Origin of the sequence: Methylotenera sp., assembly GCF_030684185.1 — a bacterium.
Classification (GTDB): Bacteria; Pseudomonadota; Gammaproteobacteria; order Burkholderiales; family Methylophilaceae; genus Methylotenera.
In genome coordinates this window covers 34,789-60,341 of the sequence record NZ_JAUXOY010000030.1, presented here as the reverse complement: position 1 = coordinate 60,341, position 25,553 = coordinate 34,789, and the positions used below count along the sequence as shown (strand labels likewise).

Here is a 25,553-nt window from a genome sequence, read left to right as displayed (position 1 = left end):
AGGATAATATACACATGCGGTTAATACTTACACTAGCTTTACTTGCTTTTCCTATTGCTGAAATATGGATTTTAATCAATTTGTTTCAACAATATGGCTGGTGGGTATTATTATACTTGGTCGCAGTTGGTTTGCTTGGCTTACAACTTATTCGCGATGAAAAGTTATTATTTTCAGGCCGAATGATGCAAAGCCTAAGCCAGGGCGGAAACCCGATGAAAGCGATGTTTGGCAGTGCGCGGAATATTTTTGCAGGAGTTTTACTGATTATACCGGGCGTGATAACAGATTTAATAGCTGTGGTTTTGCTATTAATTCTGGTAAAAAATGATGCATTAAAATCGCCTAAATATACGCAAAAAGCCGCAAATGATGATGTGATAGAGGGCGAGTTTCGTCGCGAAGACTAAAAGATGCCTTTAAAAACACAAGTTACGTCGTAATACGGCGTTGCAAGCTAAAAATTTTCACTCACATATCAAATATATGCAGCGCTCAAATTTTTAGCTTGCGCCTGGTTTTACTTAGAAACTTGCATTTTTAGAGGCATCTTTACAATTAAAATTACCTGAGAATAATGCATGACCCACCAAATCACCATACAACCCAGCGGCCATACCTATACTTCTAAAGCCTATGAAACAGTGCTGGAGTCAGCCATAAACGCAGGTTTTAATATTCCATACGGATGCCGTAATGGTGCGTGTGGCAGTTGTAAAGGCACTATTTTGAGTGGCGAAGTCGATTATGGTGATTACGCCGCAAGTGCCCTATCGGAAACTGAAAAAGCTGCTGGCAAAGCCTTGTTCTGCTGTTCCAGGTCACTCACTGATCTCACTATAGAGTGCCGTGAAATCAAGGCGGGCGTTATACCGCCACGTATTATGCCAGCGCGAGTGGAGCGTAAAGAGCAGCTTTCACATGATGTAATGGCCTTGTTTTTAAAACTCCCAAGCACCGAGCATTTAAAGTTTATGGCGGGGCAATATATTGAATTTTTACTGAAAGATGGCAAACGTCGGGCTTTTTCGCTCGCCAATGCGCCGCATGTAGATAATATTTTAGAGCTTCATTTGCGCCTGATTCCAGGCGGGCAGTTTACCAACTATGTATTTAACGAAATGCCGGATAAGGCTGTTTTGCGCATAGAAGCGCCATTCGGCAGTTTTTTCTTAAGGGAAGATTCAGATAGGCCGATTATTATGGTGGCTGGCGGCACAGGCTTTGCGCCAATCAAGGGCATTATTGAACACATGCTGCATAATAACATTCAGCGTAATGTTACTTTATATTGGGGTGCACGTACCTTGCAGGACCTTTACATGCCAGCATTGCCTGAAGCTTGGGCAAAAGTGCACCCGCATATCAAATTTATTCCAGTATTGTCTGATGCATCTGCAGAGGACAACTGGCAGGGGCGCACAGGATTTGTGCATCAAGCCGTATTAGATGATTTTGCAGGCGTTAATAATACGGGTTTAGCTGATTATGAAGTGTATTGCTGCGGCGCACCGGGTATGGTGGAAGTTGCGCATGCCAGCTTTGTAGAAGCAGGACTGGCTGATGATGCATTTTTCTCAGATGCGTTTAGTTATGCAAAACTGGTGGTTAGCAAATAAGTCGTAGTATTGTCCATAGAACTAACGTAGTCTGTATGAAGCGCAGCGGATACGGGGATGAGGCGTTAAGGCTATTTGCGCCGTATTTCGTTTGGCTACGCTTGCTATAATGGTATCCCCACGGCGTCAAGCGTCGGCGAGTTTCCCTAGCTCCAGTGATGAGCGGTACGGTCCAGGTTATCTTCCATCACGGTGTTCATGATCGTGGTCTCGCCCCCGTCCACCATCGCGGCCTTTGAATCTGGTTTCTTTAGGGTAGTGACTCCTGGGGAGATTCGCCCAAGGACCAGATCTTGAATTTGAGTAGCGCCAGTTATCGTTGTCGTAGTAATAGTAATATCCGCGTTGATAGTAATATGGCTCAACGTCTAATTCCACAATCATCGGCAGTGCTGGTGCTACAACCATTCTAGGGCCGCGACCCGCTGGCGTAACTACGCATGCGTTAAGCAGAACCGCCGTAAGTGATGCAACAATTAACATTTTATTCATTTCTATTCTCCTGAATGATTGGCGCATCAAATCAATAATCGCTAGTCCCGCGCCCATTAGTGCCAGCAATTTGCAAACAACATTAATATAAAGCTAAATAAAAAATCATATCTATAAATGATGGGCAGCTCTCTTATGGCTTACCACCTCGTTTGTGTGGTGGTAGTTCAATAGTTGACTAATGACATTATCTGGATAGCATTGAGCTTGCGAGACTTTAGGATCCAATGTTTCATATGGAATTAAGCGTTCAAATTCTGTCTTAACCAGTTGGTAACATTCACACACTCTTTCTTCCAATCCTTTTCGATTTTGTACAGTAATGTGACCTCGTCTGTAATGTATCAATCCAGCTCGTTGCAAGTTCCCTGAAGCTACAGTCACGCCCTCTCTTCTTACGCCCAACAGATGGGCAATCAACTCTTGGGTGACGGTCAATTCGATACCGTTTAATCGGTCAAGGGTCATTAAGAGCCAGCGGCAAAGTTGCTCATCTAAAGAATGGTGCCGATTACAAACTGCGGTCTGGGAGATCTGTGTGATAAAAGCCTGTGTATATTTCAATAATAGATGGTGCAGTTGCCCGTTCCGGTTAAACTCTTTTCTAATCACAGCGGCATCTACCTTGAATGCATACCCATCACTTTGCACGACTGCATAATTAAGCATTGTCTCACCCCCCGTGATGAGCGTTACACCCAACATACCTTCATTTCCAATGCCAGCGATTTCTGACGAAGATCCATTCTCCGTGTCATATAGCAACGAGATGACAGAACTAGTCGGAAAATACGCGTGATGTAATTTGCATCCAGGTCTGTATAGAACTTGCCCAAGAGGCAAATGGACGACTTCAAGATGATGTGCAAAATGCAAAAGTTCACTTACAGATAGAGTAGCAAGCAGATGGTTATCTTTTAGACTGGGAGAGTTATTCATATTCTTATATTCCAGAGTTATCAACAATAATTGATTTTTACTAAAAGTTATCAAAAACCTCAAATTATTAAAAATAAAAAACTGTATTCAACTCAAGTAAGCACGACCATGATGAACAATTTATATGATAATTTTTAATCTGAAAATGCGTGTAAGCACTTAAGGGCGAACCCTTATATGCATCAAGATTGATATGCGAAAGTTATTTTTATAGCTTTAGATTGTTTTGCTATTCACACTACTAAACATTAAAAGCAGGTATTGGACAGACAGCGTAGCTCGTATGAAATATGGAAACATCGATGAAGCAGGCAACAACTAACTTAGCTGCAACGCATGAGGCAGTCTGGCACAAAGTATTTTTTAACGGTTAAGACTACGTTAAGAAATTAAACCTATTATTTGCTCCATATCCTGATAAAAGGAGCAAATAATGGAAACTCTCACATACCGTAGACGTAAAGTTTATGACCCTGCACTTCGTCTGATTCACCTTTGGAATAGTTTAGCCATTCTGTTCCTCATGGCGACTATCTGGCTCTCTGACCTTTTTGAAAAAGGGGTCGGTGAAGACACCTTATGGCAATTGCATATCTATATTGGTTATGCGCTTGTTGTTGGTATTGTTGCGCGACTGGCATGGGGCATTGTCGGGCCAAGTCACGCTAAATTTTCCGATATGTGGCATCCAGCCGCGTGGTGGGATGCTGTGCGACATTTCAACTTAAATGCTAAACCCCGCTTCGGCCATAACACACTGGCCAGTGGCGCTTATTTACTGGTTTATTTATTGCTAATCACAATGGCGATTACCGGGTTAGGACTTGCCGCGATTGAACACAGCATGGGGCCATTCAATGCCTGGCTTGCAGATATGCCTTGGCTCAAAGAAGTGTTTGAAGAGCCGCACGAGCTAATCTATTACCTGTTGATGTCTTTTGTTGTGGTTCATATAGCCGCGCTGATTTGGCATGAGCACAAAGACAAAACGCCGCTTGCTCAGGCTATGGTGACTGGCTATCAGTATGAAGTTGAGCCAAACAATACCCAGCAGCCAATTAGCAATAATCAAAACCAAGGAGAAAATCATGCGTAATTCATTCGTTTTATTTGGATTACTGTTCAGCATCAATGGTTTCGCTGCCGCCCCACAGGAGTTGCTTAAGCAATATGAAGCTCAGGCAAAACAACAGAATGCCGCGTTTGCAGGGTTTTCAGCAGACCGTGGTGCGAACTTCTTTAGAGCGGAACGCATGCATAGTGATGGCAAAAAAGTAAGCTGTTCAACTTGTCACACGTCTGATCCACGCAATCAGGGCAAAACGCGCGCCAATAAGGTGATAGAGGCTATGGCGCCGAGTGTGAATCCACAACGTTTCACTGACGTCGCCAAGGTTGAAAAGTGGTTTGGCCGTAACTGTAAAGATGTGTTGGAACGCACCTGCACATCGCAGGAAAAAGGCGATTACATGCAGTATTTATTGAGTATTAAATAATTCCAGCTTTAGAGACCTTTGCAATAGTATTTATTGCGGCAAATTACTGCGTTGCGCGGTACTCGCAACCTCGCTGTACACCGCGTACTATCTCGGTTTCTGTGTTCCGTGCGCCTTGTACTTTATCCACACTAAACACTTTTGCAAAGGTCTCTTTAGATTAAATCTAACGGAATAAAGGAGAAATATCATGAAAAAATGGATGCAGTTTTTAATACTGATTACCAGCATCACTTCAGCAAGTGCGTTGTTGGCTAGCGGTGGAATGGGCGAAGATAGCGGCAAGCAGATGCCAGCTGTCGCTAATGCTAAATGGAAGGCGGAATGTGGTAGTTGTCACATGCTTTACCATCCAGGCTTATTGCCGGAAAGATCTTGGAATAAAATGATGGCTGGGCTAGATAAACATTTTGGCGAAAATGCCAGCCTTGATACAGCTACTCGAGACGAGATTACCCGTTTTCTTGCCTTGAATAGCGCGGATAAACAGGATAACCGCCGTTCTAACCGTATTACTCAGTCGATTCCTGCAAACGCAACGCCATTGCGTATTAGCGAAACGCGTTATTTTAAAGCTAAGCATGACGAAGTGTCATCTGCCACATTCAAGCGTAAAAGCATCGGTAGTGCCGCTAATTGTGTCGCTTGCCATAAGGGCGCAGAAAAAGGTGACTTTTCTGAGTCGCAGATAAAGATTCCGCGCTAATATTCGTGTAGCTATAATAATTCTAGTTTCTAAACTAGACGAGGCGCGAATGCAAAATAAGGACGCGATATATATTTGATATATAAGGAGTTATTTTTTATGAGTAACGAAGTATAGTGACGAAAGTAGAATTATTAGAGGTGCACGTAAGAGGATGAGAGTTCTATTGGTTGAAGATGATGCCCTGCTGGGCGACGGGGTTAAAGCGGGATTAAAGCAAGCAGGGTTCGCCGTGGATTGGACACATGATGGTCAAGCGGCGAAACTGGCGCTAGAAACTGAGGAATATTCGCTGATAGTGCTGGATCTTGGCCTGCCCAAGTTAAGTGGTACTGAGCTGCTAAAATGGTTGCGTGCTAGCCATTCAAAAGTTCCGGTGTTAGTGCTCACTGCGCGTGATACTGTTGCAGATCGAGTCGCAGGCTTGAATGCGGGTGCGGATGATTACCTGATTAAACCTTTTGATTTGGATGAGCTGATTGCGCGTTTGAATGCACTTTTGCGTCGCAGTGCTGGTCAAGTGACGCTCACATTGCAGCATGGCGACATAGAACTTACGCCCTCAACCCACCATGTCAGTAAAAATGGTCAAACGGTTGAGCTTTCCGCGCGTGAATTTACCTTGTTACATGAGCTTTTGTTGCATGTCGGCCGTGTGCAGTCTCGCGAGCGGCTGGAGCAGCATCTTTATGGCTGGGGCGAAGAGGTTGAGAGTAATTCTGTTGAAGTGCATATTCACCATTTGCGTAAAAAACTGGGAACCGAGCTGATACGTACGCTACGCGGTGTGGGTTATGTCATTGATAGAGACGGCTATTCCAAGCCGTTATCCAAGTCATGAAATCGTTACGCTTACGCCTGGTTTTATTATTATCTATTGGCCTTGGTATTGCTTGGTTAGTGGCCGCATGGTTCACGCACATGGAATCGCGGCACGAGATTGATGAGTTATTTGATGCGCAACTCGCACAATCTGCCCAAGTACTGATGGTAACAACACGTCATGAGTTGCACGAGCGTGAAGAGCATGGCGAAGATGAAATTGCGATTACCCATGAATATGAGCAAAAACTAGCTTTTCAAATTTGGAGTGAAGGCAATTTGCTGATGCGTTCTACGGCGGCACCAACCACAACATTGGGAAGTGACGCGGAAGGTTATAGTGAAAGTATTATCAATGGTGAGCCGTGGCGAGTGCTTACCCGGTGGGACGCACAGCATGAATTTATGATTCAGGTTGCCGAGCCGCTGGCAGCGCGGGAGCGTTTGGCTCGTCACATTACGCTTAAAATGTTGCTTCCTACGTTTATTGCTTTGCCAGTGCTTGCGCTGCTCATTTGGTTTGGTGTTGGTGCTGGCTTACGACCATTGCAACAGCTTAAACAGGAGGTAAAGCAGCGCACGGCCAATCGCTTAGAGCCTGTTGCTATGGCAGGCGTGCCGGAGGAAGCCGTACCTTTAGTCAAAGCTTTAAATGACCTGTTTGCGCGTCTTGAGGATGCATTTGAAGGTGAGCGACGTTTTACAGCAGATGCCGCACATGAGTTGCGCACTCCGCTTGCTGCACTTAAGATTCAAGCACAAGTAGCCTTACGCTCAAAAGACGAAACCGAGCGCAATGCTGCCTTGGAAAACGTACTACATGGGGTAGACCGCGCTACAAGATTGGTAGAGCAATTACTTGCTTTAGCCAGAGTTGACCCAGAAACTGCGGTAGCAAACTATAATCAGCTTGATATACACGCTTTGACAGCCTCTGTAATGGCGGACGTGGAACCTTTAGCCCATGCAAAGCAGATTGAAATGCTGCTTGAAGAAGGTCAAGCGTGCCAAGTGCTTGGTGATGATGCTCAACTGAGATTGTTATTACGTAATTTGCTGGATAACGCTATTCGTTATACACCTGCAGGCGGTTGTGTTTCAGTTAAAGTGGGTGATACTGAGGGCGTAACGCTGGAGGTGCGTGACACTGGTGCAGGTATTCCGGAATCTGAACGTGAGCATGTATTACAACGTTTTTACCGAATCACAGGTAGCGGCGAAGAGGGAAGCGGGCTTGGTTTGTCGATTGTGCAGCGTATTGCAGAGCTGCATGGTGCGCGGCTAGAACTTGGCGACAATGGCAAGGATCCTGGGTTACTGGTTCGTGTGATATGGCCAAAATCCAAATAGGATGATGGTTACCGCTGGTTTTCCTCTCAATATGTAATAACCTGCAATATGCTAGAACCAGTGGACTTTGAAAACCTTTACGCATGAAAACTATATTAGCGGATATAAAAAATCAAAGTGGGTTGTCGCAGGCTGAAGCGACGTTAAGGCTTAAATCCGAAGGTGTAAATGAGCTTCCTGCCTCAGGAAAGCGGGATTTACTTCGCATTGCGCTGGAAGTAGTGCGTGAACCGATGCTCTTGCTTTTAGTGGCAGCTGGTGCGATTTATTTGGTGCTGGGTGATGTTGGCGACGCGCTAATGTTACTGGGCTTCGTTTTTGTCGTGATGGCCATCACTATCTATCAAGAAAACAAGACTGAGCGGGTGCTGGAGGCTTTACGTGATTTGACCAGCCCGCGCGCTTTAGTGATACGCGACGGTCTAGAGCAACGCATTGCTGGTTGTGAGGTAGTGCGTGGCGATGTGCTAATTCTCACGGAAGGTGATCGCGTTCCGGCAGATGCTGTGTTGGTTTCATGCCACCATTTTGCCGCTGATGAATCGCTACTCACAGGCGAGTCAGTCGCAGTACGCAAGATTGCACAACCAGAATCTGAAATGATGGACAACAGTGACATAAGGCCCCCAGGCGGTGACGGCTTGCCGTTCGTCTATTCGGGCTCTTTAGTAGTACAAGGCCGCGGCATGGCGTATGTGTTGGCGACTGGGGCACGCACTGAGATTGGCAAGATTGGCAAAGCCTTGCAGAATTTAGATACAGAGACTACGCCTTTACAACAAGAGATTCGAAAGCTGGTGCGTAACCTCGCCATTCTAGGCACATTGCTCAGCTTGTTACTGCTTGTCATTTATGGCCTTACACGCGGTGATTGGTTAAATGGTTTACTGTCTAGTATCACGCTAGCTATGTCTATTTTGCCTGAAGAGTATCCAGTGGTTTTGACAGTATTTATGGCAATGGGCGCATGGCGTATTTCTAAACATCGGGTACTTACAAGGCGAGTGTATACGATAGAAGCGCTTGGTTCAGCGACTGTTATGTGCGTGGATAAAACTGGTACGCTCACTTTTAATCGTATGGCAGTGCAACAGCTGGTAGCGAACAATCTCACTTTTACAGTAGCTAAGTCCAATGAATTCAAGGGTGAGTCTGAGTATGATTCACTGCCTGAAACTTTTCATGAAGTACTCGAATTCGGCATTCTTGCCAGCGAATCTTCTCCTTTTGATGCTGCTCCATTAGACCCAATGGAAAAAGCCATCCAAGAGTTAGGTCAAAAATATCTGACAAATACCGAGCATCTGCATGGAGACTGGAAGCTTGCCCATGAATATTCTCTCTCGCCGGAGTTGCTCGCGTTATCGCATGTCTGGAAGGCGCTCGACCGAGACGAGTACGTGGTAGCGGCCAAAGGCGCGCCTGAGGCAATCGCCGACCTATGTCATCTTAATCAACAACAGCTGGAAACATTATCTAAGCAGGTCAATGACCTTGCTGAACAAGGAATGCGCGTGTTGGGCGTGGCTAAAGCCAGCTATTCCGGCAGTGTGTGGCCAGATATTCAGCATGATTTCGATTTCGAGTTTCTTGGACTGATTGGTTTGGCCGACCCGGTACGCCCTAATGTTGCACCTGCGTTAAAAGAGTGTAATGCCGCAGGTATACGCGTAGTGATGATTACGGGCGATTATCCGGCCACTGCCGCTGCAATCGCCGCAGAAATTGGACTTGATATTGGTAAGGGCGGCATCATTAGCGGTACAGAACTTAGCCAAATGGATGAACTGACGCTACGTGAACGCATACGTCACAGTAATATCTTTGCGCGTATGGTGCCAGAACAAAAGCTGCGTTTGGTGAATGCGCTAAAAGCGAATGGTGAAATTGTTGCAATGACTGGCGACGGTGTGAATGATGCCCCTGCGCTAAAAGCTGCACATATTGGTATTGCCATGGGCGGGCGTGGCACAGATGTGGCACGCGAAGCCTCCTCACTGGTATTGCTTGATGATGACTTTGCGTCTATCGTGCATGCCGTGCATTTAGGCCGAAGCATTTTTGACAATCTACGCAAGGGCATGGCCTATATATTTGCCGTCCATTTTCCTATTATCGGCCTGTCACTCGTACCGTTACTACTGGGCTGGCCACCGATGTTCGCGCCTGTGCATATCGTGTTTTTAGAAATGATTATTAACCCCGCCTGCTCTATTGCTTTTGAAGCAGAGCCTGCAGACTCCAACGTTATGCAACGCCCGCCTCGCCCACCTAAAGAGTCATTATTTGGTCAAAATGTTTTTATGATCAGCTTATTGCAAGGCGCATTTTTATTACTGATGTCGCTTATGGTCATGGGTTATGCCTTACATAATGGTTTTACCGAGGAGGCTGCGCGAGCCCTGACATTCACCACTTTAGTGACTGGTAACCTAGGCGTAATATTAGTCAATCGTTCATGGCGACATTCCGTCTTACGTACCTTAAACATACGCAATCCTGCACTGTGGTGGGTAATCGCCGGAGCGTTAGCTTTTCTCTCACTTGCCCTAACGGCACCTTTGTTGCATGAAATATTTAACTTTGCACCAATCACAATTCAGCAGTTTGGGTTTTGCGTATTGGTTGGATTGAGTAGCGTCATATGGTTTGAGCTATACAAGATTTTTCGGCCCAGTGCTTAGCTTGAAATAAAATGGATATTGGAAAGCATATCTAGTATTGAATTTTTATGCATTAAAGGCACGCTTCAGCCGCTGTATACCCGCTGCAAGTTCCGTAGCGTTAAGGCTACCAAAACCAAGCCTAATAGCATTAATGTCGAGAAGAGATTCTGAAAATAAAGAAGCTGGAAGGATTCGTACTTTTTCAAGCAATGCTTTTTGAACTAACTTATTAATATCAATGCCGTCATTCAAGCGCAGCCAAATAGCTAAGCCACCATTTGGCGGATCAAAATTAACAAAATCTCCTAACTCGTTTTGCAGTAAATCCATTAAAATATTTCGACGCTCATTGTAAACTTTTAAGGTTCTGCGAATGTGGCGTTTAATTTCCCCCGATTCCATTAGCTCTGCGACAGCCAGTTCTGTAACAGAATTCCCTTGTCGATCAATCAGCATGACTTCAGATGCACATTGGTTAATGAACTCTTTAGATGCCACTAGGTAGCCGACCCGCAGTCCCGGAGCTAGCACCTTAGAAAGTGAGCCAACGTACACTACGCGCCCATGATGGCTGGTGCTGGCAAGCGGAAATACAGGATGATGCGAAAAGTGAAACTCATGGTCATAGTCATCTTCAATAATGGTAAAGTCATATTGCTTGGCTAGTATTAACAGTTTTAATCTGCGTTCTGCGGTCATCATAACGGTGGTGGGGAACTGGTGGTGTGGCGTGACGTAAATGGCGCGAATGGGATATTTCCGGCACAGTTTTTCAAGCGCGATGACATCAATGCCATGATCATCTAACCCAACTGTGAGTATGTTTGCACCACACGAGCGAAACGCTTCACGCGCTGGCGGGTAACTTAGGTTTTCTACTATCACGTAGTCGTTTGGTTTAGTGAGCACACGTGCCGCCAAAAATATCCCCATTTGGCTACCGCGTGCAATGCAAATTTGATCTGCATCCACATTTAAACCGCGCTCAATATTGAGCATGGTGGCTATCGCATTGCGTAAGGCTAACACGCCCTTAGGGTCGCCATAACCAAGCCTATTGCTTTTAGAAGGAGCTAACAAAGCATGTCGAAAGGCCCGTGAAAGAATGTCAAATGGAATCAATCTTGTATCAGGAATGCCATCGTTAAAGTCTATGATAGCCTGCGATTGGGTGGATGCTGGATGAGTTTGATAATCAGCGACTAAAGGTATTTTGATGCTTGAACCTACACTGGTAAGTTTATTTGCAAGCGGATAAATAGAAAAACTTGGTAGTTTAGAAGAAACAAAAGTGCCTCTACGGTTTTGCGTAATAAGCCAGCCTTGTGCAATCAGCTCTTCATAAGCCAGTACCACCGTTTTTCTGTTGACTTCGAGATGCGCTGCCAACTCTCTGGTGCCAGGCATGGCGGTAGCAGGGGCTAGTCGGCCATTTTGAATATCATCAATGACTTGCTGGGCAATTTGCAGATACACAGCCAGCCCAGAAGTGCTTTTTAGCACGATATTAAGCTTCCAAGACCGCAACATCAGCTAGCTCCTTCACAAATCTTTCTGGATGATATGAATTAGTTTAACTGATAAAGTCTGGTAGTCCACAAATTTTTGATATGAAGGTTTTTAAACGCAAGCACGTATGAGCATGACCGCAGCATTTTTAGCGCGCTTTGCCGCACCAGAACCTGGACTTAGTCGCTCTACTAATGCTGCGCCTTCAAACAAAATGGTCAGCTGTTGCCCCAAAGCTTCAGGGTCTTTTGCGCCAGCAACAGCGGCTATTTTTGATAAATAGCCTTGCAACTCAATGGCTAACACGGCTGAATACTGGTTGATGGGGTGCCCAGGATCAGGAAACTCAATCGAGGCAATGTGAAACGGTAGGCCGTGGAATGTGGGCGTTGAAATCCAAATTTCTACGAGATCGCAAAGCTCAAATAAAATCTCTAGTGAAGTGGCTTTTTTTGCGCTTAATCGCTCATTTAGCCATGCGTAAAATTTGTCGGATTTATCACGTAGATACGCCATAACCAGTTCATTTTTACTAGGAAAATGCTTGTAAAGAGTAGCTTTAGCCACACCTGCTTCTGCAATAATGGTGTCCACGCCAGAGGCTTGAATGCCTCTGGATTCAAATAAACCTGTTGCGGCGGCGAGTATTTTTTCATACATGGTCATGATGTTTCCTTATAACGTATTCCCGTAAGTGTGTGTAGGGTGCATCAGTTCTTGCGGGTATAGGCAATTTACATAGCCTAAGGCTTGCCTCAAATCTTCTACATGATGCACGTCAATGGTGCCTGCATTCACAAACATTAAAAACGCATGTCGTTGTGCAGGCGGCAACATAGCGGCTTGTGGTAGCTGACAAGTACCCGCTTTCATTTTGTTGTAAGTCAACTCCAACATACTGATGGTGACTGGGTCTGGCGAGTTATTAACTTCCATTGCTAGCGGTAAAGCAGGTGTGATGATGTGCGTTTTAGAGGGTGTATTCATCGCGATGTAGGTGCATGTCGCAAGTAGCATTGCCATGAAACTAAGCATAAGTGCGGGCTTTTCTTTTTTAGGTGCCGCGATATTTTGTATGGCACGATTCACTAATCGCCAAGCTTCATTTGAGCCATTTTGCGATTCTATTTGAATTGCACCAATGGCTAAAAATAACAATTGGTCGGCAATCACTTCCGTTTGGGCAGTTGTTGCTTTGCTCAGGCTATTTTGAATAATAGTTTTTAAATCTAGCACGTTTTCAATGGATAAGTTTTGCGCTGACCCATGCAAATGGTTGCGTGATATACGCGCAATATTCCATTGGTGAATGTGGTCAGAAAGCCCATATAGACTGGCGTTTGAACGCTTTTCCCCGATGCGAGCGATATTGCGCAACCATTGCCAATGAGTGTGGCTAATATTCAAAGTGTTGCTCAATATAAACCCCTTTAAAAAATTATTTTTAAATCGCTTGCAAAATTATGTTCACTGGGATTAGACTGTAAATAAGTGAACAGACCTGTCTGCATATTAACGCTAACTTGCGCTAAATGCAACTGTAAAGATTTTTGAACAAAGCATATCAAAAATAAGGGGGAAATAGTAATGCACCAAAATGATAAACATGCAGGAAATGTCGTGCTGATTCAGGGTGCTTGTCTATGGATGTTAATGGCATTATTGCTGGCTTGGTGTATGGTTGGCTTAAATTTTGGTGTTGCGCCGCTTAAAGATATTTTTGCAGGTAAATTCACTCGCTTGCTTCAGGCGCATATTGATTTTCTGCTGATGAGTGCGCTCATTTTTGGTTACTATGCCGCAAAGGTACCATTTCCCTGGCATGTACGCTGGGCGATGGTGGTAGGAGCTTTTACTAATTCCAGTCTGTTTTTATTGATGGCTATCTTTCCAATATTAGATACGCCCAAAGTACCGCCACCACAAATTTTTCAAATATATTTATTTGCCAGTCTTCTCACCACAAGTTACGGGTTTGGCAAAGGTGCGGTGCTTATGTTTCGTTCAACCTTTAAATCATAATTTATCCAATGAACCACATAACCAAACTTAAGGTTAAGTTGCAAGAAAACTACGAGACGGTGTTGTATTTGTGCGCCGCCGTATTTTTATTGCTTGCTCTAATCAAGCCAGAAATACAACTCAAACAAGAAGTACATAACTACCTGCTAATTGCCGATGTTTCGCAAAGTATGAATGCAGAAGACATGAAGGTGAATAATCTGCCTGTGAGTCGGCTTGTTTACACACAGTATTTGATGCGTGAAGTGGTGAAAACTTCACCCTGTGGTACGTATGTCAGTGTGGGCGCTTTTTCGGCAGAAAACGTAGCGTTATTGTTTATGCCGCTTGAGGTTTGTGCAAATCTTGACATCATTAACGACACCATTGACCACCTAGAATGGCGCATGTCGTGGAGTGGCAATAGCCGCATCACATTCGGTGTTAAGGCGGCTGAGGCAACCTTTGACTATCTCAATATTCCCGCGCAAATGCTCTTTTTTACAGATGGCGATGAAGCGCCAAAAGCCAATAGCATTAACAAGCTAGACCTGAGCGGTGTGCGCATTGGTAAAAATGTGATTTTTGTGGGCGTTGGCGGTCATGAGCCATCCCCCATCAAACGTTTCAATGCGAATAATGAATTTGTCGGTTATTGGGGCACAGATGCGGCGGCAGACACTGGTGCCGTGGGCGCTAATTATGCCGATGCCAGCAAAGACGATCCAGATCCAGTGGTGGCTTATTCAGAATTTGACCGTTATTTATCAAAGCAAGAGGCTGGCTACTTAAAAGGCTTGGCGACTGATATTAAAGGTCAATACGTAGAGGGCTTAGATGCACCAGCGTTTTATCAGTTTGTGCAATCACAAGCACCAGCGGCCAAATTTATCACGGCCTACTCGCTACGCTGGTTGTATTTGGTGTTAGCAGCATTGGCAGTTTTGGCCACTTATTTGCCAGATTTGTTATATCGCCTAAAGCATAAAAAAGCCTAATTCTGGATGATTAAACTTTATTATAAAATAAAAGTTTGCTGGACCACTAAAATTATCCAATCTGGATGATTGAGCCTAGCAAACATTCTGTTACATTGCGGTAACGCTTTGTAACAAGGGGTAGAGCCATTGCATTGTAAATGCAAGACTCCTTAGAAAAGTAAGACTCAAACGCAGGTTTAAAAATCGTAGCTTTAAAACGTAAGCTTAAAAAAGGAAACTTTATGTCACCACCATTAGACGCTCAACTCACCGACGTGCGTGCGCACGCATTAAAACTTGAAGATGAAGTGAATAAAGTCATTGTCGGGCAAAGTAAAGCGGTTCGCTTAATGAATACAGCTATTTTTGCACGTGGCCATGTGTTGCTTGATGGTGGCGTGGGCGTGGGCAAAACCACGCTGTTGCAAGCCATTGCGCGCGGCATTGGTGGGGCTTACGAGCGTATTGAGGGTACGGTGGACTTAATGCCGAATGACTTGATTTACCACACTTATTTAGGCGATGACGGCCGTCCGAAAATCGATGAAGGTCCGTTATTGCGTGCGGGTGAAAATTTATCTGTATTCTTTTTTAATGAAATCAACCGTGCCCGTCCACAAGTGCACGCCTTAATGTTGCGAGTGATGGCAGAGCGTCATGTCAGCGCGTTCAAAAAAGAATACCGTCTGCCACACATGATTGTATTTGCTGACCGTAACCAGGTTGAAAAAAATGAAACGTTTGAAATTCCCTCTGCGGCGCGCGACCGTTTTATGATGGAAATTCCGATTGAGATTCCAACCGATCGTGACTTGAAAAAATCACTGGTATTTAACACTAAGTTTCAAAATGCCGAAAAACTAACACAGCAAGTGGAAAGCGATATTTTACAGTTTGACAAGCTCAATGCATTTTCAGAGCAATTGCAAAACTATATTAAATCGAGCGATGTATTAGAAGAGTACGCGCTAGATTTATGGGATGCCACACAACACCCAGAAAAATTTGGTGTAAAAATGGAAAGTGTAGATGTGACACGTGTTATTCAAACGGGCGCAAGCCCGCGCGGTATGGGTATGCTAATGAAAGCGGCGCGTGTAAACGCATGGTTGAATAATCGCGATAGCATGTACCCTGAAGATATTCATGCGGTATTCCATGAGGTGATTTCGCATCGTTTGGTATTCAACAGCATGTATGAAAATCGCAGAACCGCGCTTGCGCGTGAATTGACAGCCAATATTATGAGTACCGTGGCTGTGCCTAGCACTACGTTTAGCAAAGCCGCTTAATTTCATGAGCTTAGCCATACGCAACGCGGCGGATGCCGCTTATGCCAAACCTTTTGAGTACATTGTTTCTTGGAAGTCGGCGAGTTTGCAATTAGGCAGTCATCGTGGCACGCAACGCGGGCTGGGCTTAGACTATCGCGGCAATGTCAATTTGGTCGATTACCCTGACGCAAGGCGCATGGATATTCGCCAAACCCTGCGCGACCCCTTTGAGCAAGTGCAGGTGCGGCAGTTTAACCAAGAAAGCACTACGCCAATTTATGCGGTGTGCGATTTATCGAGCTCTATGCAGTTTAAAGGCAAGCAACGCAAGCTGGATAAAGCCATTGAAATTGCCACGGCGGTGGCCAATTCTGCTTATCAAGCAGGCGATGTGTTTAGCTTTATTGGCTACAACAACCATGTGCTTGAAGATTTTACACTGCCTTTAAGCCGCAACCTGCATCAATCCAAAGAAGCCATTGCGCAACTGCATGATTACCACAAAATGCGGGTGGGTGCTGAAGGGGTGACAGATGTCCCCAATTTTCTTGGGCAAAGCAGAGGGCTAGTGTTTTGGATTTCAGACTTCCATATGCCGCTGAGCGTGATTGAGCAAACGCTCACCGCCATGTCGGCACATCAAGTGATTCCTGTGGTTTTGTGGGATGACGAAGAATATAAAAAACTGCCGAAATTTGGCTTTGGCACGATGATAGACCCCGAAACTGGCTTGAATAAAACACTGTTTTTTAGGTATGAAGTCAGAGCAAAATTTATCACCGCGTTTAATGAACGCAGGCACGCACTAGAGGCTTTATTTCTCAAGTTTGATTCGCCTGCGTTATTTATGCACGCCGACTACAAGCCAGAAACCATCACGCATTATTTTGAACATAATATGAGCCAATAAAAATGATAAAACCAATTTCAAAATTATGTGCCACGTTGTTGCTAGCAGGCTTATTGTTAACCAGTTTCACATTACATGCGGCAGAAGAAAATATTACAGCCGCAAAAGTACTGTCGCTTACTAACCCTGTCAATACCTACGGCGTGCAAATTGGCGATAAATTAAGCCGTAAAATCGTGCTGGAAGTACCAGTGCCTTACAAAATTGCAGAAGGTGCTTTTCCAAAAAAAGGCAGCAAAAGCAATGGCGTTGAGTTGGTGGATGTGAATGTAATCACAGACCAACAAAAAGCGCACACGCTATACATTGTCAATTTAAGCTATCAACCATTTACTAATCCCAGTAAGCCCACCGTGATGCAGTTGCCTGCTGAAAAATTAGCACTCACCGGTGGTGCAAAGGCTGAGGCGCTAGAAGTGCCTGCTTGGGGTTTTTGGCTTTCACCCATCGTCACAGGTGGTATTGAAACAGCACAAAAAAATATTCAGCTAGATGCTATGCCGCCTTTGGTAGATATTCGTGCGCACAAAACTCGGCTTTGGGTGTTTTTGAGTATGTTAATCGCCAGCTTGCTGGGTTTGCTCTATATGAATGCAGATGGTAATTGGCTACCCTTTATGGGCGGCGCGTTTGCCAAAGCGCATCGACAATTAAAACGTATAGCCAAATCAACTGCCGCTAAAACGGCAGTTGAAGAAAAACAAGCCTTGGTTTATGTGCATCAAGCGTTTAACCAACACTATGGTGCCAATATGTTTGCGCGTGATATTGAAAATTTTGTTAGCCTGCGCCCAAGTTTCAAAAAAATGAAAACTGAAATTGCAGCATTTTTTGATGCATCTAATCAATCTTTATACGCAGTAGAGCCGCGTAACAGCCAAAAAATCATTGCTGATTTGGCGCAATTGAGCAAGCAACTACGCGATTGTGAGCGGGGCGTTTAATGGCTTTTTTAACTCCTTGGGCATTATTGCTATTACCCCTCGCGCTACTACCATTTTGGCTTAAAGGTCATCAAGGCAAAGTCTATACTTGGCTGGAGATGATGCCTGAAGACAAGCTCTCAAACAGGCTCAATTTAGCGATTAAAGTGGTGACCGCTTTGCTGCTGGCATGTATTGTGATTGCCTTAGCAAACCCACGTGGGCACGATGAAAAAGTGCAACGTACAGGCAAGGGCGCGCAAACCGTGATGGTGATAGACCGCAGTGTGAGTATGGATCACCCTTTTACGGGCGATAACTCGGGCAATGTGGCGGAGATTAAATCTGTTGCCGCGCGACGCATTATTACGCAGTTTATTGATTCTCGCCCAAACGACATGATGGGCGTAGTGGGCTTTACTAACTCTGCTTTATATGGCGTAAAAATCACCACTAACCGTGATGCGATTCACTCGGCGATTGTGGCCGCTACCAGCCCCTCGCTAAACCAAACCAATATCGGCGCAGGTCTTACCGAAGGCTTAGGGCTATTTGATAAAATTGAAAATTCAGGTTCACGCGCAATTATTTTGCTATCTGATGGTGCAGGCAAACTCAGCCCAAGGGTAAAATTTTTATTAAGCCAACGTTTAAAAGAGCGAAAACTCAGCATTTATTGGATTATGTTACGCGAGCCAGGTGAGCCTAGCATATTCACTAAAGAGGTCTATGAAGAAGATCGCGTGCCTAACTCCATCGTTTTACATAAGTATTTTCAGAGCCTAGGGCTGAAATATAACGCTTATGAAGCTGAAGATGCTGAGTCATTGCAGTCTGCCATTCGTGACATTGACTCGCGCGAGAAAAAGACAATTAAATACACCGAAACTATCGCAGGCTATGATTACTCAAGGGTGTTTATCATTATCACCTTAATATTGGGTTTATTGATTTTGACGATTAAAAATTTAAAGATTCATGATTGAAAGGCGCACGAATGAAAAAACATGCTGGTTCTCAGAAAAATAGTCTCCGCAAAAATCAGCTGCTCATTTTAGCATTGCTGGTGGGGTTGGTTGGCACGGCTTATGAAGCTTACCAAACCAATAAAATCAGCAAGGTGAATCATGCATTGCTCGCGGGCGAAGTTATTAACGACGAAAACTATCCATTTCATAAGAAGTTTTCCGATGCTTACCAGCAAGGTAAAACCGGCAATTTTAAACATGCCGTACAAGGTTTTGGCCAAGTATTGGAAGCCTCCAAAAAACAAGGCGAACAAACTTTTGAAGTCAGCCAAGCACTTAAATCAAATATTAACTACAACATCGGCAACAATTTATTTCGCTCAGGCTTGCAACGTTTAGTCACGGCAGAAGGCGAGATTCAAGAACAAGCCAAGTTTGATTACTTACAAGCCAAATCTGCCTACGAGCAAGCTTTGAAGCTAGACCCCACTTCACGTGCGGCAAAATTTAACTTAAGTTTATTGCTGGGCGTGATTCCAGGCAATATTAAAACCGTGCCGCAAGACCCATCAGGCATGGAAATTAGCAATTTGCCGCAAGGTTTGCCATGAAAAAAGTAATCAATCTGTTTAAAGACAATTACGAAACGGTATTGCTGGTTTTAGCATCACTGTTTTTATTGCTCGCTTTACTCAAGCCACAAATTCAGCTCAAGCAAGAAGTGCATAACTACCTGCTGGTGGCCGATGTTTCGCAAAGCATGAATGCAGAAGACATGAAGTTGAACAATCTGCCCGTGAGCAGGCTGGTTTACACGCAACATTTGATGCGAGAAGTAGTGAAAACCTCGCCCTGCGGCACGTATGTAAGCGTGGGTATCTTTGCGGCAGAAAATGTAGCACTGCTATTTATGCCACTAGAAGTGTGCAAAAATTTTGACATCATTAACGACTCAATTGATCACCTGGAATGGCGTATGGCGTGGAGCGGCAACAGCCGCATGACTTTTGGCGTTAAGGCGGCTGAGGAAACATTTGATTATTTAAATATCCCCGCACAAATGCTATTTTTTACCGATGGCGATGAATCCCCCAAAGCCAACGGTATTAACAAGTTAGATATTAGCAATGTGCGCATCGGCAAAAATGTAATATTTGTCGGCGTAGGCGGTCATGAACCTTCACCCATCAAACGTTTTAATGCCAACAATAAATTTGTCGGCTACTGGGGCACAGATGCGGCGGCAGAAAGCGCAGGCGGCGGTATTATGTATAACGATGCCAGCTTAGACGACCCAGACCCACCCGTGGCTTATGCGGAATTTGACCGTTATTTGTCAAAACAAGATGTAGAGCACCTAATGGCAATGACGGAAGAAATTAAAGGACAATATGTAGAAGGCTTAGATAAACCAGATTTTTACAACTTTGTGCAATCACAAGCACCAGCGGCGAAGTTTGTGACTGAATATTCAGTACGCTGGATTTATTTAGCACTAGCCATATTGATGGTATTAGCTACTTACTTGCCTGATGTGCTATCAAATCGCTTTGATAAGCGCTTATTTAAGCACACAGATTCCTAAGTTGGCTAACAGGGTTGCATAAAAAATGTAACCCTTTATTTTTTATCGGTGTATGTTCCAAATATCTTGCACACTATCGGAAGTTAGGTTTAGTAGTAGCGCTATTTAAATAAAAATCCCTGTTTATTTTTTTCTAAGGCAAGCGCGGCTAATAGTTTTTCATGGTCAGCATTTTGAATTAAATCATGCGCATGTTTAACGGCTACCTCGGCACTTTCAAAGTCACCTTCTGCCAGCGCATGCATGCCTTCTAGTAATGCGTCATTGCTGGCTTTTAAGCGTTGAGCTTCTTGTTTGCTGCGCCTATTGGCTGGTAAGAATCTTAAAAAATGCACAAATCTTAAAAAGTAGTGCAAAAGTAAAAAACTTAAGACAATTAAAATGAGCAGGAAATTGAACGAGAATTGCCATCTGTATGGCGGGCGCACAATAAGCACGTAACCTTGATTATTACTTGCCAGCCATACCACGCTTACCAGTAGTAAAAGCATGAGTAACCACCAGAACAGTTTACGTTTTATCATGTTTATAACAAATCCTAGTCGCTTTGTTCAAGGCTCAATTTGTAACGATTAACCGCAGAAATGCTTTCTGTGAGCTGCGGCAATTCAATGCTAATGTTATTGCCGGAAAGTTTTTTAAGTATACTGAACGCCTGAATGGCGTTAGGGTGTTTAGCATCAAAATACTGATTGATCCATGCAGTAATAGTGGCTAAGTCGGCTTTGTAGCTTGCTTCATCATGCTGTAGTAAGGCAATCCTGGTGGTGAGTAATCTTAGCTTTAAGTTTTCGCGCAAATAAAATGCGTGGTCGGCAGAGAGTAGCGGTGGTTCTGGTTTGTCGATGCGTTCTATTGTTACCAGGTTTTTTATGTCATCCCAAATCGGATAGGCTACTTTTTGCAAGGCGTTTAAGTGAGCGGTTTTAGATGAGCTTTGTAGTGCGGCTTTAGCATTCAGGGTTGGTTGGCGCTCACTAATCAAAGGCAGGCTAGCACATAAATTGGCTAAACTTTCCAGTTGGGCGCTCATGCTCACCACATCCACTTGCGGTAAAGTACGCAAGTTTTTAATTTCAAGCGCGAGCGTCTCCCGTAATTGATTTGCTCTTGGTAAATTGAGTGGTTCCAGGCGCTTATCCGCAGCCTGCAATGCTAATAATGCAGATTTTACATTGCCTACAAGTTGCAATTGCTGGTTGGCGATGGTTAAAAGCTGCTCAACTTCAGCCACTGCGGTAGCTTCGCGATTTTCTGCCAGCTGATCGTATAGCGTTTGTAACACCTCTTGCTGATCGCGGGATTCCCCTAATTTTTGCTCTAAAAGTACTGTGCGTGCATTGGCTAGCGTACTTCGCTCCTCAGCCTGTTTTGCGAGTGCTAGGCTTTGTTGGTTGAGTGCCTGATAGGTTTCAAGTTTTTGGCTGAGTGATTTTTCAACTTCGTTAAATCTCTGGCGTGTGCTTACCCATTGCCAGGCGAGTGTAAATAACGCTATCACAACTAGTATCAGTGCAGTGTTGGAGAATAGTGAAGGCTTACGTCTGTCTGAGATTTCCATTTTAATTTCTTCAGCCATGTTTATTTACCACTTGTGATAAGCATTTTATCATCGCGTCATCGCCAGGCGCATCAGTCACCAGGACTTTAAAGCCAAATTGTAGCGGTAATTCAGCGATTCTAGCGTGATTGACACATAGTGTGACGTGTCGAAGCCATTCAGATTCTCCGGCCATGTCCAGCAAATTACGCATAGCCTCGCTACTGGTGACTATCACAGCGTCCAGCTGATCTTGATGCCAAAGGTTATTGAGTGATTGTGCATCAGTTTGCGGGTTGATTCGGCGATAACATTCTGCAAAAATCACGTTTGCACCGCGTGATTTCAGTGTATCCGCCATTACGTCACGTCCACCAACTCCGCGAAAAATAACGACCGTTTCGTTGGCAACATCATGCATTTCGCCTAAAGCAAGTAGCGTTTCACTATCGAAACGTGTGTGCGGTGTGAGTATGTCGTGAATACCATAAAGCGCAAGTTCTCTGGCGGTTTGATGGCCAATTGCAGCAAACTTAAGGTTTCTGGGCACATTGCCGAATTTCTTGATTATTCTGGGTAGGGCGTTATCCACGGCGTTTGTGCTTATAAATATTGCCCAATCAGCCGTTTCAAGTGAAGCAATCGTTTGCTCAAATTCACTATAATCCTGCAGAGGTGAAATGGCTAATAGCGGAAATAAAGTGGCCTTTCCGCCATGATGGTGAATCGCTTCACATATACTAGTCGCCTGATCTACAGGACGGGTGACCGCGACGTGCAGCCCATTTAACAAGTCATCAGCCATGAAGTTTTTCTGTGTGCATGTGTTTATTTATGGCCATCTAGTGCTGATAATATTTCGTCTGCACCTTTTGCCAGCAGTTGATTTGCTAATGCTTTTCCCAAAGCATCTGCTTGATTTCTATTACCACTCGCGGTTTCAATAAGCATCTGCTTGCCATCTACACTCGCAACAAAACCTGTGATGCTAATGTGATCAGCTTCGCATGTGGCATAGGCACCAAGTGGCACAGTACAGCTACCGGCAAGGGCACGACTCATTGCGCGCTCTGCTTCAACGCATACTTGCGTATCGGGGTGATTTAAAGGCGCAAGAATTGCTATCAAATCAGGGCGGTTAGCGTTTATTTCAATGCCCAATGCACCTTGGCCTACTGCTGGAATGCTAAGCTCGGGCGCAATCACGTCACGAATGCGTGCACCAAGTCCGAGTCGAATCAAGCCGGCAGCAGCGAGTATGATCGCGTCATATTGGCCTTCATCAAGCTTACGAAGCCGGGTTTGCAGATTGCCGCGTAAAGATTCGATTTTTAAATGAGGCAAACGCGCTTGAAGCTGGCTTTGGCGGCGGAGGCTTGATGTGCCAACGATGCTGCCTAAAGGTAAGTCTTCTAATGACGCAAAGTCATTGGAAACAAAAGCGTCACGCGGGTCTTCCCTTTCAGCTGTCGCTACGAGCATGAAACCTTCTGGCAAGTTCATCGGTACATCTTTCATACTGTGCACCGCTAAATCAGCGCGACCATCTGCTAAAGCCATTTCTAGTTCTTTTACAAACAAACCTTTACCCCCAACCTTGGCTAAAGGGGTATCTAAAATCTGGTCCCCAGTCGTGGTCATGCCTAGAATCTCAACGATGGTTTCTGGATAAAGTGCTTGTAAGCGACTTTGAATATGGAGTGCTTGCCACATCGCAAGCGGACTTTCGCGTGAGGCAATAACGAGCTTGCCAAGAGCTTGGGTGGTAGAGGATGAGCTTAATGCACTGGAAATGGTCATGAGCTGAGAAAGTGTGATTTAATTTAAGATGTTTTATTTTAACACAAGCAAAGATTTAGCTTTTAAGTCGTGCGGATCAAGTGTTGTTGGCGACGACTGACCGCAATGGTTTCGCTGGTGTTTTTTAATAAGGCTACCCAGTGTTTTTCAGTGCTTTTATTGCCTTCTTCATTGAATTCTTGATAACGTTTTTCGTAGCCTAAAATATAAGCTTTAGCCACCAAACAATTACGGTGCAAACGGATAAAAATATTGCCGAATTCTTGCTCTAAATTATTCAGGGATTCTTCCAAAATATATTCCTTTTCGGCGGTACGCACGGTGATGTACTTAAGCTCAGCCCGTAAATAAATCACATCAGCAACTGGTATTAATAAAATACGACCACGCTCTGTGATGCTAAAATGCGTTTTCTGCGGGCTAAATGTTAGAAGTGCTTCGAGCTGCTTAGGTAATAAGGCGCGTGCTTTATGCAGGGCCGTTTGCAGGCGCTCGATACGGATTGGCTTTAATAAATAATCCACCGCATTCATGTCGAAGGCCTGCATGGCATAGCTATCGTATGCCGTGGTAAAAATCACTGCTGGCGGTTTTGCCATTTTCTGCAAATGCTGAGCCGCCTCAATGCCGTCAATGCCTGGCATGCGAATGTCCAGTAACACAATGTCGGGCTGGTAGTTGCTGGCTAGGTTTAGCACTTCTTGTCCATTTTTTGCTTCTGCAACAATATTTATATGACTCATCTCGCTTAAAAGCTCACGTAGACGGTTGCGCGCCGGCGCTTCGTCATCTGCAATTAATAGTTTGAGCGCATTGGTCATTTCGTCGTATGCGGCAAAGTAATGTGCACTTGATATTCACCATTTGACAGGCTGCTTTTTAGTGAAGCTTCAAGGTCAAAATGTAAAGTTAAGCGCTCTTTAATGTTCTTAAGCGCCATTTGGCTGCCAATATGCCGCGTACTTTTCACACTATAAGGGTTGCTCAAAATTAAATGTACTTCATTGCGTTTGGTATAGATCTGGATGGTAATTTTGCCGCCGGTTGCCAAGGGTTCAATGCCGTGATATACCGCATTTTCAATTAATGGTTGTAATAACAGCGGCGGTATAAGAGCATCTGGCGGCATGTCATCTATTTTCCATTCAATGATCAGTCGTTCGTCCAGACGCAGTTTTTCAAGCGCTAAGTATTGTCTGCATAACGCGATTTCTTGCGCTAGCGGAACTAAATCCCGGTTATCTGCCATAAGCACGCGAAATAAATCCGCCATATCTTCTAAGGCCGCTTCAGCTTGCTTAGGCTGGCTGCGAATTAGTGACAGCACTGCATTGATGCAGTTAAATAAAAAGTGTGGCCGAATTCGCGCTTGTAGTGCTTGTAGTCTCGCCTCATCAATTGCGGGTGAATAGGCGCGTTGTTGCAGGTTAAAGTAATACAAGGTAATTACACTTACAATAAATACATAAAAAAGCGTGCGTGAACTGCTAGGCAAATTGTTAAATATCATTAACTGCGAAATCAGCCAATACACACTGCTGCAGGTGAATAGTATTATCAAGAGAATTGCTGTAATACCCTGCCTGTAACTTATTTTAACGAGTAAAGGATAGCTTACATAGAGTAACAATAGGCATGTCAGTAGCATAGGCTGCGCTATGGCGGAGATCGATGTAATGAGAATTGAAAAATCAATCAAGCTGCTGCTGAGTAACATAGCAGCTAGGGCTAGTGCAGCGTTGACGATGACTAATATGCGTAAGTTAACGCCCAAATTACGCATATTTGGCAATCTGTTAGATTTTCTCATGCTCAGTTTTTGTGTTGGACTGCATCGATGTCATTGTGTTTTGCATTATACTTATCATATAAGTATATTATTATTAAAACAATATTTTGATAATTGCGCAAAAAATGGCAAAAAGGCAATTTCAAACTTGAATTACAAAAATAACGATTAAACGAGAAATCTA

General features: G+C 44.4%; 27 protein-coding genes. 16 read left to right on the top strand and 11 right to left on the bottom strand.

The window, feature by feature from the left end; translation table 11 throughout:
• Window positions 1-14: 14 nt before the first annotated feature.
• Together Q8J82_RS12410 and Q8J82_RS12405 are read left to right on the top strand one after the other, a co-directional pair.
• Complete coding sequence (locus Q8J82_RS12410; protein WP_304907943.1) at window positions 15-410, top strand: FxsA family protein; 396 nt, start codon at window positions 15-17, stop codon at window positions 408-410.
• Window positions 411-581: 171 nt separating this feature from the next.
• The gene (locus tag Q8J82_RS12405) at window positions 582-1,619 is read left to right on the top strand and encodes a CDP-6-deoxy-delta-3,4-glucoseen reductase (protein ID WP_305252561.1); all 1,038 of its coding nucleotides are present in this window, start codon (window positions 582-584) and stop codon (window positions 1,617-1,619) included.
• 177 nt (window positions 1,620-1,796) lie between these two features.
• On the opposite strand, the gene Q8J82_RS12400 is transcribed toward Q8J82_RS12405, so the two are convergent.
• Together Q8J82_RS12400 and Q8J82_RS12395 are read right to left on the bottom strand one after the other, a co-directional pair.
• Window positions 1,797-2,111 carry a hypothetical protein gene (locus tag Q8J82_RS12400; RefSeq protein WP_304909108.1) on the bottom strand — a complete coding sequence of 105 codons (315 nt, stop codon included), beginning with the start codon at window positions 2,109-2,111 and terminating at the stop codon, window positions 1,797-1,799.
• Between the two features lie 111 nt (window positions 2,112-2,222).
• The gene (locus tag Q8J82_RS12395; RefSeq protein WP_304909109.1) at window positions 2,223-3,050 is read right to left on the bottom strand and encodes a Crp/Fnr family transcriptional regulator; all 828 of its coding nucleotides are present in this window, start codon (window positions 3,048-3,050) and stop codon (window positions 2,223-2,225) included.
• Window positions 3,051-3,483: 433 nt separating this feature from the next.
• On the opposite strand from Q8J82_RS12395, the gene Q8J82_RS12390 reads away from it, so the two are divergent.
• From Q8J82_RS12390 to Q8J82_RS12365, 6 genes are all read left to right on the top strand, one after another.
• On the top strand, window positions 3,484-4,146 hold the full coding sequence (locus Q8J82_RS12390; RefSeq protein ID WP_305328424.1) for a cytochrome b/b6 domain-containing protein: 663 nt from the start codon (window positions 3,484-3,486) through the stop codon (window positions 4,144-4,146).
• Window positions 4,139-4,546, top strand: a complete 408-nt coding sequence (locus tag Q8J82_RS12385; protein ID WP_305328423.1) for a DUF1924 domain-containing protein — start codon at window positions 4,139-4,141, stop codon at window positions 4,544-4,546. The genes Q8J82_RS12390 and Q8J82_RS12385 overlap by 8 nt, the downstream gene beginning before the upstream one ends.
• 190 nt (window positions 4,547-4,736) lie before the next feature.
• The gene (locus tag Q8J82_RS12380) at window positions 4,737-5,252 is read left to right on the top strand and encodes a diheme cytochrome c (protein ID WP_305328422.1); all 516 of its coding nucleotides are present in this window, start codon (window positions 4,737-4,739) and stop codon (window positions 5,250-5,252) included.
• A 154-nt stretch (window positions 5,253-5,406) separates the two neighbouring features.
• A complete protein-coding gene (locus Q8J82_RS12375; RefSeq protein WP_305328421.1) occupies window positions 5,407-6,093 on the top strand; it encodes a response regulator transcription factor in 687 nt (228 codons plus the stop codon).
• Window positions 6,090-7,424, top strand: a complete 1,335-nt coding sequence (locus Q8J82_RS12370) for an ATP-binding protein (protein WP_305328420.1) — start codon at window positions 6,090-6,092, stop codon at window positions 7,422-7,424. The genes Q8J82_RS12375 and Q8J82_RS12370 overlap by 4 nt, the downstream gene beginning before the upstream one ends.
• A gap of 83 nt (window positions 7,425-7,507) precedes the next feature.
• Window positions 7,508-10,108 (top strand): cation-translocating P-type ATPase, encoded by a 2,601-nt coding sequence (locus Q8J82_RS12365; protein WP_305328419.1) that lies wholly within the window; start codon window positions 7,508-7,510, stop codon window positions 10,106-10,108.
• Between the two features lie 45 nt (window positions 10,109-10,153).
• On the opposite strand, the gene Q8J82_RS12360 is transcribed toward Q8J82_RS12365, so the two are convergent.
• From Q8J82_RS12360 to Q8J82_RS12350, 3 genes are all read right to left on the bottom strand, one after another.
• Window positions 10,154-11,620: a PLP-dependent aminotransferase family protein gene (locus Q8J82_RS12360; protein WP_305328418.1), complete on the bottom strand. Its 1,467-nt coding sequence runs from the start codon at window positions 11,618-11,620 to the stop codon at window positions 10,154-10,156.
• A gap of 90 nt (window positions 11,621-11,710) precedes the next feature.
• Window positions 11,711-12,265, bottom strand: coding sequence for a TetR/AcrR family transcriptional regulator (locus tag Q8J82_RS12355; RefSeq protein WP_304891684.1), 555 nt, complete (start codon window positions 12,263-12,265; stop codon window positions 11,711-11,713).
• Between the two features lie 9 nt (window positions 12,266-12,274).
• A complete protein-coding gene (locus Q8J82_RS12350; protein ID WP_305328417.1) occupies window positions 12,275-13,018 on the bottom strand; it encodes a hypothetical protein in 744 nt (247 codons plus the stop codon).
• A 168-nt stretch (window positions 13,019-13,186) separates the two neighbouring features.
• Here Q8J82_RS12350 and Q8J82_RS12345 point away from each other — a divergent pair, with 168 nt between their 5' ends.
• From Q8J82_RS12345 to Q8J82_RS12310, 8 genes are all read left to right on the top strand, one after another.
• Window positions 13,187-13,621: a hypothetical protein gene (locus Q8J82_RS12345; RefSeq protein ID WP_305328416.1), complete on the top strand. Its 435-nt coding sequence runs from the start codon at window positions 13,187-13,189 to the stop codon at window positions 13,619-13,621.
• Between the two features lie 8 nt (window positions 13,622-13,629).
• Window positions 13,630-14,598, top strand: coding sequence for a vWA domain-containing protein (locus Q8J82_RS12340; RefSeq protein WP_305328415.1), 969 nt, complete (start codon window positions 13,630-13,632; stop codon window positions 14,596-14,598).
• A 224-nt stretch (window positions 14,599-14,822) separates the two neighbouring features.
• Window positions 14,823-15,872 (top strand): MoxR family ATPase, encoded by a 1,050-nt coding sequence (locus Q8J82_RS12335; protein WP_305328414.1) that lies wholly within the window; start codon window positions 14,823-14,825, stop codon window positions 15,870-15,872.
• Between the two features lie 4 nt (window positions 15,873-15,876).
• Complete coding sequence (locus Q8J82_RS12330) at window positions 15,877-16,764, top strand: DUF58 domain-containing protein (RefSeq protein WP_304892166.1); 888 nt, start codon at window positions 15,877-15,879, stop codon at window positions 16,762-16,764.
• A gap of 2 nt (window positions 16,765-16,766) precedes the next feature.
• Window positions 16,767-17,708 (top strand): hypothetical protein, encoded by a 942-nt coding sequence (locus Q8J82_RS12325; RefSeq protein ID WP_305328413.1) that lies wholly within the window; start codon window positions 16,767-16,769, stop codon window positions 17,706-17,708.
• Window positions 17,708-18,673 (top strand): vWA domain-containing protein, encoded by a 966-nt coding sequence (locus Q8J82_RS12320; RefSeq protein ID WP_305328412.1) that lies wholly within the window; start codon window positions 17,708-17,710, stop codon window positions 18,671-18,673. Before Q8J82_RS12325 ends, Q8J82_RS12320 begins: the two co-directional genes overlap by 1 nt.
• Before the next feature lie 11 nt (window positions 18,674-18,684).
• Entirely contained in the window at window positions 18,685-19,266 is a 582-nt protein-coding gene (locus tag Q8J82_RS12315; protein WP_304892169.1) for a tetratricopeptide repeat protein, read from the top strand.
• Window positions 19,263-20,240 (top strand): vWA domain-containing protein, encoded by a 978-nt coding sequence (locus Q8J82_RS12310; protein WP_304892170.1) that lies wholly within the window; start codon window positions 19,263-19,265, stop codon window positions 20,238-20,240. The genes Q8J82_RS12315 and Q8J82_RS12310 overlap by 4 nt, the downstream gene beginning before the upstream one ends.
• 101 nt (window positions 20,241-20,341) lie before the next feature.
• Here the strand turns inward: Q8J82_RS12310 and Q8J82_RS12305 are convergent, their stop codons facing one another.
• From Q8J82_RS12305 to Q8J82_RS12280, 6 genes are all read right to left on the bottom strand, one after another.
• Entirely contained in the window at window positions 20,342-20,764 is a 423-nt protein-coding gene (locus Q8J82_RS12305; RefSeq protein WP_305328411.1) for a heme biosynthesis HemY N-terminal domain-containing protein, read from the bottom strand.
• A gap of 14 nt (window positions 20,765-20,778) precedes the next feature.
• The gene (locus Q8J82_RS12300; RefSeq protein WP_305328410.1) at window positions 20,779-21,819 is read right to left on the bottom strand and encodes a uroporphyrinogen-III C-methyltransferase; all 1,041 of its coding nucleotides are present in this window, start codon (window positions 21,817-21,819) and stop codon (window positions 20,779-20,781) included.
• Window positions 21,812-22,585, bottom strand: a complete 774-nt coding sequence (locus Q8J82_RS12295) for a uroporphyrinogen-III synthase (RefSeq protein WP_304892173.1) — start codon at window positions 22,583-22,585, stop codon at window positions 21,812-21,814. The genes Q8J82_RS12300 and Q8J82_RS12295 overlap by 8 nt, the downstream gene beginning before the upstream one ends.
• 23 nt (window positions 22,586-22,608) lie before the next feature.
• Window positions 22,609-23,580 (bottom strand): hydroxymethylbilane synthase, encoded by a 972-nt coding sequence (hemC, locus tag Q8J82_RS12290; protein WP_304892174.1) that lies wholly within the window; start codon window positions 23,578-23,580, stop codon window positions 22,609-22,611.
• A gap of 62 nt (window positions 23,581-23,642) precedes the next feature.
• Window positions 23,643-24,401, bottom strand: a complete 759-nt coding sequence (locus tag Q8J82_RS12285) for a LytTR family DNA-binding domain-containing protein (RefSeq protein ID WP_304892175.1) — start codon at window positions 24,399-24,401, stop codon at window positions 23,643-23,645.
• Window positions 24,398-25,390 (bottom strand): sensor histidine kinase, encoded by a 993-nt coding sequence (locus Q8J82_RS12280; protein WP_304892176.1) that lies wholly within the window; start codon window positions 25,388-25,390, stop codon window positions 24,398-24,400. The genes Q8J82_RS12285 and Q8J82_RS12280 overlap by 4 nt, the downstream gene beginning before the upstream one ends.
• Window positions 25,391-25,553 lie beyond the last annotated feature (163 nt).

Coding starts and splice junctions, on each gene's coding strand:
- Q8J82_RS12315 (WP_304892169.1), top strand. CDS start 18,685: ATGAAAAAACATGCTGGTTCTCAGAAAAATAGTCTCCGCAAAAATCAG.
- Q8J82_RS12360 (WP_305328418.1), bottom strand. CDS start 11,620: ATGTTGCGGTCTTGGAAGCTTAATATCGTGCTAAAAAGCACTTCTGGG.
- Q8J82_RS12330 (WP_304892166.1), top strand. CDS start 15,877: ATGAGCTTAGCCATACGCAACGCGGCGGATGCCGCTTATGCCAAACCT.
- Q8J82_RS12340 (WP_305328415.1), top strand. CDS start 13,630: ATGAACCACATAACCAAACTTAAGGTTAAGTTGCAAGAAAACTACGAG.
- Q8J82_RS12285 (WP_304892175.1), bottom strand. CDS start 24,401: ATGACCAATGCGCTCAAACTATTAATTGCAGATGACGAAGCGCCGGCG.
- Q8J82_RS12345 (WP_305328416.1), top strand. CDS start 13,187: ATGCACCAAAATGATAAACATGCAGGAAATGTCGTGCTGATTCAGGGT.
- Q8J82_RS12300 (WP_305328410.1), bottom strand. CDS start 21,819: ATGGCTGAAGAAATTAAAATGGAAATCTCAGACAGACGTAAGCCTTCA.
- Q8J82_RS12395 (WP_304909109.1), bottom strand. CDS start 3,050: ATGAATAACTCTCCCAGTCTAAAAGATAACCATCTGCTTGCTACTCTA.
- Q8J82_RS12335 (WP_305328414.1), top strand. CDS start 14,823: ATGTCACCACCATTAGACGCTCAACTCACCGACGTGCGTGCGCACGCA.
- Q8J82_RS12385 (WP_305328423.1), top strand. CDS start 4,139: ATGCGTAATTCATTCGTTTTATTTGGATTACTGTTCAGCATCAATGGT.
- Q8J82_RS12390 (WP_305328424.1), top strand. CDS start 3,484: ATGGAAACTCTCACATACCGTAGACGTAAAGTTTATGACCCTGCACTT.
- Q8J82_RS12310 (WP_304892170.1), top strand. CDS start 19,263: ATGAAAAAAGTAATCAATCTGTTTAAAGACAATTACGAAACGGTATTG.
- Q8J82_RS12400 (WP_304909108.1), bottom strand. CDS start 2,111: ATGAATAAAATGTTAATTGTTGCATCACTTACGGCGGTTCTGCTTAAC.
- Q8J82_RS12365 (WP_305328419.1), top strand. CDS start 7,508: ATGAAAACTATATTAGCGGATATAAAAAATCAAAGTGGGTTGTCGCAG.
- Q8J82_RS12410 (WP_304907943.1), top strand. CDS start 15: ATGCGGTTAATACTTACACTAGCTTTACTTGCTTTTCCTATTGCTGAA.
- Q8J82_RS12325 (WP_305328413.1), top strand. CDS start 16,767: ATGATAAAACCAATTTCAAAATTATGTGCCACGTTGTTGCTAGCAGGC.
- hemC (WP_304892174.1), bottom strand. CDS start 23,580: ATGACCATTTCCAGTGCATTAAGCTCATCCTCTACCACCCAAGCTCTT.
- Q8J82_RS12405 (WP_305252561.1), top strand. CDS start 582: ATGACCCACCAAATCACCATACAACCCAGCGGCCATACCTATACTTCT.
- Q8J82_RS12280 (WP_304892176.1), bottom strand. CDS start 25,390: ATGAGAAAATCTAACAGATTGCCAAATATGCGTAATTTGGGCGTTAAC.
- Q8J82_RS12295 (WP_304892173.1), bottom strand. CDS start 22,585: ATGGCTGATGACTTGTTAAATGGGCTGCACGTCGCGGTCACCCGTCCT.
- Q8J82_RS12380 (WP_305328422.1), top strand. CDS start 4,737: ATGAAAAAATGGATGCAGTTTTTAATACTGATTACCAGCATCACTTCA.
- Q8J82_RS12305 (WP_305328411.1), bottom strand. CDS start 20,764: ATGATAAAACGTAAACTGTTCTGGTGGTTACTCATGCTTTTACTACTG.
- Q8J82_RS12370 (WP_305328420.1), top strand. CDS start 6,090: ATGAAATCGTTACGCTTACGCCTGGTTTTATTATTATCTATTGGCCTT.
- Q8J82_RS12320 (WP_305328412.1), top strand. CDS start 17,708: ATGGCTTTTTTAACTCCTTGGGCATTATTGCTATTACCCCTCGCGCTA.
- Q8J82_RS12355 (WP_304891684.1), bottom strand. CDS start 12,265: ATGACCATGTATGAAAAAATACTCGCCGCCGCAACAGGTTTATTTGAA.
- Q8J82_RS12375 (WP_305328421.1), top strand. CDS start 5,407: ATGAGAGTTCTATTGGTTGAAGATGATGCCCTGCTGGGCGACGGGGTT.